We start from the raw sequence: 6,549 nt of genomic DNA on the forward strand, positions 1-6,549 counted from the left end.
TCTGCTGGGTTAGGGACCGCAGGTCCCTTCCTTAGAAGGGTGGGGAACGATTATTTTAGGAGGAATCTCAATTGCAAATATCTTTAAATGGAAAATGGAAGGTTTACGACAACGAAAAAGAGTTTGAATTTGATGGAAATGTCCCTGGAACGGTTCAAGGAGACCTTGTGGGTTTGAATCTCATGCCTCACCCTTATGTAGGAGAAAATGAAAAACTTTTCAAAAGGTTAGAATGGAAAAATTGGATATATGAGAAAAAATTTTACATAGACGAGATAAAAGACGAGCTACGTTATGATCTAGTATTAGAAGGTGTGGATACCCTTTCAAATATCTACCTTAACGATAATTTTGTTGGAGAAACCGAAGATATGTTCATAGAATATCGGTTTGATATTAAAAAGCTTCTAAAAATTGGCGAAAATTCTTTAAGAATAGAGATTAAATCTCCAATAGACATACCTAAAAGATTTGAAAAAAATTACGGGAAATTACACGCCGGTGAAGAAACCGCAAGGGTTTACATAAGAAAAGCTCAGTATTCTTATGGCTGGGACTGGGGAGCAAGAATAGCCACTAGTGGGATATACAGAGATATTTACATAGAAAGTTATAAAGATGCCAGGCTTTTCGGCTCCACTGCTTTTTTGGCGAATTTAGATGGAAAAGTAAACTTTTCCGGTTACGTTGATTCCCATATTAACGATACTAAAAATTACGAAGTAGAGATCCTTTTCAATGGAAATCTCGTAATTACCTTACCAGTAACCGCTAGTTTTGAAAATTATAAATTTGAAGGTTCTAAAAGAATAAAGGATTTAAAACTTTGGTATCCACACGATTTGGGTGAAAGCTATTTATACGAAGTTGAGTTCAGACTTAAGAAAAATGAAGAAGTAATCTACAATGAGAAAAAGAAAATAGGTTTTAGAATCGTCAGAGTAGTCAGAGAAAATGACTCAGAAGGAGAAAGCTTTATCTTTGAGATAAACGGCAGAAAAATCTTCGCCAAAGGAGCAAATTGGATACCCGCTGAAAATATATTAAGTTGGTTAAAAGAGAGTGATTACGATAAACTTCTCAAAATGGCCAAGGAATCCAATATGAACATGCTGAGAGTATGGGGAGGAGGCCTTTACGAAGATCCAGCATTTTACAACATATGTGATGAATTGGGAATATTAGTTTGGCAAGACTTCATGTTTGCATGCGCTGAATATCCTGACCATATAGATTGGTTTAGAAAGCTTGCAAATGAAGAAGTAAAACACCAAGTATTGAAATTAAGACACCATCCAAGTATAGTCCTTTGGTGCGGAAATAATGAGAATAATTGGGGCTTTGAAGAATGGGATTACAAATTGAAAGTGGATGGAAAAAATCTTGGAAATAGACTTTATTTAGAAGATTTTCCTAAAATATGTGCCCAAGAAGATCCCTCAAGATTGTATTGGCCATCGAGCCCATACGGTGGTAGCAGAGCTAACTCTTCTGAAGCTGGAGACAGACATGTTTGGGAAATTTGGTCAGGATGGCAAGATTATAAATACTATACATGGGACAATTCAAAGTTCGTAAGTGAATTTGGATTTCAAGCAGCTCCAGATCCAAAAACTATTGATTTCTTTGCCGAAGATAATGAAAAAGATATATTTTCTCCAACCATGTTAAATCACAATAAACAAGTTGAAGGTCCAGAAAGACTCTTAAGGTTCATTAATGGACATTACGGATTGATTAGTAATTTTGATTCAATTGTTTATTTAACTCAACTTAACCAAGCAGAAGCTATTAAGACAGGAGTAGAACATTGGAGAAGCAGAAAATACAAAACAGCAGGAACTCTTTATTGGCAAATAAATGACTCATGGCCTGTTTTTAGTTGGGCTTCAATAGATTATTTTAAAAGGCCTAAAGCTTTATACTTTTACACTAAAAGATTCTATAATCAATTGTTAGCTATTGCCAAAAATAAAGGTGAAAAGATCATAATATCGTTGATAAATGATGGAATCAAAACCGAACTTGATTTAGAATTTCAACTTTGGTCTTTAGATGGAAAAAAACTTATGCAAAAAGAATATTCAAACATAAAAACGCCCGAAGATTCTGTAACTACTATCGATCAACTTAATATTTCCAACCTTGACTTAGATAACTCCATAGCTTACTTAATTCTAAAACAAAATGGGAAAATCATAATAGAAAACCACGAATTGTTTGCAGATTTAAGAAAAAATAAATTAAACGATCCAAAGATAACATACAAAAAAGAAGGAAACAACTTGATATTGAGTTGTGAAAAACCGGCATTGGGAGTAAACGTTAAGGTAAATGGGGAAAATTATTCTCAAGATAACTTCTTTGCCCTTTTCCCTTCCTATCCAAAAGTTTTAAATAATATTGAAGGGGAAATTAGCATAACAAGCGCTTTTGATTATTTATAGTGTAAAGATTTGAATTTATAAATCAAACTAAAAAACACACTTTTGAAGTTTTAAAAACGAAAAATATCTTCTAGGCACTTTAGAAATAAAACGATTTTCAAAAATAAGATTCTGCTTTTAAAAAGGTTACAGGGCGGAGCCCTCCTCCACCCATTCGGGCGGGCTGCTGGGCGAAGGGGAGCTAAAGCAGATTGTATGTAACTTAGAATGATGGAGGTATTTTAAAAATCTTTGAATTCTAGAAGTAAAGTTTAAATTAGGTTTCAGAGTTTCTAAAGATAGTATAATATCTTCAATAGGGAGGTGAGCATAAATGAAAAAGATTTTAGCATTGGCGTTGGTTGTTTGTATTAATCTTGTTTTATTAGCAAACTCTGTATTAGTTCCACCAAATATCGACGATTCTTTCTTATACGGTAATGATCTTGTGAAAAAACCCTCGGAAGCTGGGGCTTTGCAAGTTATTGAGTATAACGGAATAAAAACCTTGGGAGATGAAGAAGGTAATCCTATTCAATTAAAGGGTATGAGCACTCACGGGCTTCAATGGTTCCCCGAAATTCTAAATGACAATGCTTTTGCTGCTCTTGCGAATGATTGGGAAGCGAATGTAATTCGCCTTGCCATGTATGTGGGAGAAGACGGATACGCAACAGATCCTGAAACCATTAAAGAAAGAGTCATTCAAGGGATCGAACTTGCAAAGAAGTACGATATGTACGTGATCGTTGATTGGCATGTACATGCACCAGGAGATCCAACCGATCCAATATATGAGGGAGCGCAGGAATTCTTTAAAGAAATTTCAGAATTGTATCCCAATGATCCTCATATCATCTATGAATTATGTAACGAACCAAATGGTATCCCAAATGATAAAACTGGTTGGCAAATTGTAAAAGATTATGCCGAACCTATTATTGAAATGCTTCGGGAAAACGGTAATGAAAACATCGTTATTGTTGGAAATCCCAATTGGAGCCAAAGACCTGATTTAGCTGCTGATGATCCAATCGACGATCAAAATACCGTTTACACCCTTCATTTTTATGCAGGTACCCATGAACCATCACCAGATAGTTACGTAATGAAAAATGCAATTTATGCATTGGAGCACGGTGCCCCTATTTTTGTATCTGAATGGGGAACAAGCGAAGCTACCGGCGATGGTGGACCATATATAGAAGAATCAGATGAATGGCTTAAGTTTTTGAACGCCAATAACGTTAGTTGGGTTAATTGGTCTCTTACTAATAAAAATGAAAAATCTGCGGCATTTACACCATACGTATATGGTGAATCTGAAGCAACAGATCTTGATCCAGGACCTGATCAAATATGGTCACCAGAGGAACTAAGCGTTTCAGGAGAATATGTTCGTACACGTATAAAAGGTGTAGAATACGAACCAATTGATCGTTCATATTATTACAAAACATTATGGGATTTTGATGACGGGACCACGCAAGGCTTTGTAGTAAATTCCGACAGTCCTGTCACTGATGTAACGTTGACCAATGAGAAGAATAGATTAAAAATCTCTGGTTTAGATGCAAGCAATGACGTTAGCGAAGGAGGATTTTGGAACAATCTTCGTATTTCTGCGGATAATTGGGGCAACGCAGTTGATATTACCGGGGCTGAAAAAATAATGATAGACGTTATTTTAAAATCTCCTGCAACTGTTGCTATAGCAGCGATTCCCCAAGGGCCCGGAAACAATTGGTGGACTAATCCTGCTCGCGCCGTAAGGCTCACCCCAAATGATTTTGTCAAACAAGCTGATGGAACTTACAAAGCAGTTCTAACAATTACGGGTGAAGATAGTCCAGGCTTGGAAATAATTGGCACGAGTGAGACAGACAATACGATTCAAAATATTGTTCTTTTCGTAGGTACAGATGGAGCAGATGTAATTTATTTGGATAATTTTAAGGTTTCTGGCAAAAAAATTGAAATTCCTATTATCCATGATCCGTTAGGTGAAGCAAAATTACCGTCGGATTTTGAAGATGGCACTCGCCAGGGTTGGAAATGGAGTAGTGACTCAGCAGTGCAAACAGCTCTTACCATAGAAGAAGCCAGCGGCTCAAAAGCTTTATCTTGGGAAGTAGCATATCCTGAAGTAAAGCCAAGTGATACGTGGGCATCCGCACCACGTTTAGATTTCTGGATGGATGGCCTAAAACGTGGGGATAAAAATTTCTTGTTTTTTGATTTTTATTTAGCTCCCGGTAGAGCTTCGGAAGGAATTATTGAAATAAACTTGGCATTTCAACCACCATCAGCAGGTTATTGGGCACAGGCATCTGATACTTATCAAATTGATCTCTCAGATCTTGATTCGGCAACTGTAACAAATGATGGCCTGTACCATTATGAGGTAAAAATAGATTTAAATTCGGTTCCCAATATTGAAGACAACACTGATTTAAGAAATATGCTTTTAATTTTTGTTGATGTGGACAGCGACTTCGCTGGAAGAATGTATATAGATAATGTCAATTTTATTGAATAAAATGGGGGTATACCCCCATTTTAAAATAAAAAAGCATGAAAATTTTCATCTATGAGGAGATGAGTATTATGCATTTTAATTTCGATCATTTAGCAATCACAGTTTCCGATTTGGAAAAATCTGTTGGATTTTACAGAGATATTCTTGGTTTTAGAGTTTTAGGAAAGCTTGTTCAAGATAATGGAAATTTCGTCATTGTTTACCTTGATATGGGGGATAAAGTACTCGAATTATTCAATTTTTCTGAGAAAGGAAAATATCTAGCAACTCAAAACGATAAAGACATGGGCATAAAACACTTTGCTTTTAAAGTAAAAAGTGTCGACCAAACCTTTAAATATTTAAGAGAAAAGGGTGTAGAATTCACAATGGAACCTACTAATGCTGAGGGCGGTGTGAGAATCGCTTTTTTCAAAGATCCTGATAACATTCTAATAGAGATAATTGAGGGAGAACTTAATTTAGAAAAGTATTAAGTGTAACTATTGAGGTGAGAAAAATGGCAACGATAAGAGAAATAGCAAAAGCTTCAGGATTCTCTATCGCAACGGTGTCCAGAGTTCTCAACGGAAGTGAGAACGTTACTGAAGAAACAAGAAAAAAGATTTTAAAGGTTATAAAAGAATTAGATTATACCAGAAGCCAGAGTCTAAAAGGGAGTTCCTTCAGAGGGATTGGCGTTTTGGTTCCTGACTTAAAAGCATATTATTATGGACTGGTGGCTGAAGGAATAGAAGAAGTCCTTCTACGAAATCACTTAGAAATGTTTCTTTCAACATATAGACATTCCTTGGAAAAAGAGAAAGATGCCTTAGAAGAGTTCTTCGCAAGAAAAGTAGATGGTGTCATTGCTTGCACAACTTATCAAGATGAAGAGTGTTTAGAAAAATTCATTGAAGCAGGTATACCGGTTGTTGCTGTTGATAGAGAAAATTCAGAACTGAAGATGGATATTGTAACTATAGATAATTATGACTCTTCATTAAAAATTGCGAAATATTTATACGAGATGGGCCATAGAAAAGTATTGCATGTTGAAGGTCCACTGGAAATATACTCTGCAAGGGAAAGAAAAAAAGCTTTTATGAATTTTGCACAAAAGAAAAAAGATTTTGAAGTCACCTTTATTCCTGCAGGTTTTGATGTGAAAGATGGATATATTGGTATTAAAAAATACCTCGAAAAACATGGCAAAAACTTTACAGCAATTTTTTTTGTAAATGATTGGGTAGCTTTTGGGGGGATAAAAGCGCTAAGAGAAGCTGGGCTAAATTATCCTGAAGATGTTTCAATAGTTGGCTTTGATGATTCTCCCTTGGCTAAATATTTATACCCTTCTCTAACAACCATTAGACAACCTGTTTACGAAATGGGATTGAACGCAGCAAAACTCTTAATAGAAAAATTAGAAGGTAAAAGTGAAAGTAAGGTGAAAAGAAGAGTTATCTTGCCAACAAAATTAATAATTAGAGATTCAGTTAGAAAAATATAATTTAATGATTTTTTGATATAATTATATTAATTACAGGGTGGGGAGCGGGGCGAAGAGTCAGAAGTTTCTTTATCCTTATGGGTGGGGAGCGG

General features: G+C 35.6%; 4 protein-coding genes. All 4 read left to right on the forward strand.

Annotated features, from left to right (window positions below; translation table 11 throughout):
* The first annotated feature begins 71 nt into the window (after positions 1–71).
* The 4 genes from X929_RS00210 (at position 72) to X929_RS00225 (ending at position 6,457) form a co-directional block, all read left to right on the forward strand.
* Positions 72–2,447 (forward strand): beta-mannosidase, encoded by a 2,376-nt coding sequence (locus X929_RS00210; protein ID WP_103066060.1) that lies wholly within the window; start codon positions 72–74, stop codon positions 2,445–2,447.
* Positions 2,448–2,760: 313 nt separating this feature from the next.
* Complete coding sequence (locus X929_RS00215) at positions 2,761–4,965, forward strand: carbohydrate-binding domain-containing protein (RefSeq protein ID WP_103066061.1); 2,205 nt, start codon at positions 2,761–2,763, stop codon at positions 4,963–4,965.
* Positions 4,966–5,033: 68 nt separating this feature from the next.
* The gene (locus X929_RS00220; protein WP_169924893.1) at positions 5,034–5,441 is read left to right on the forward strand and encodes a VOC family protein; all 408 of its coding nucleotides are present in this window, start codon (positions 5,034–5,036) and stop codon (positions 5,439–5,441) included.
* Positions 5,442–5,464: 23 nt separating this feature from the next.
* On the forward strand, positions 5,465–6,457 hold the full coding sequence (locus X929_RS00225; protein WP_103066063.1) for a LacI family DNA-binding transcriptional regulator: 993 nt from the start codon (positions 5,465–5,467) through the stop codon (positions 6,455–6,457).
* Positions 6,458–6,549: the final 92 nt, after the last annotated feature.

The organism is Petrotoga olearia DSM 13574 (genome assembly GCF_002895525.1).
Lineage (GTDB): Bacteria > Thermotogota > Thermotogae > Petrotogales > Petrotogaceae > Petrotoga > Petrotoga olearia.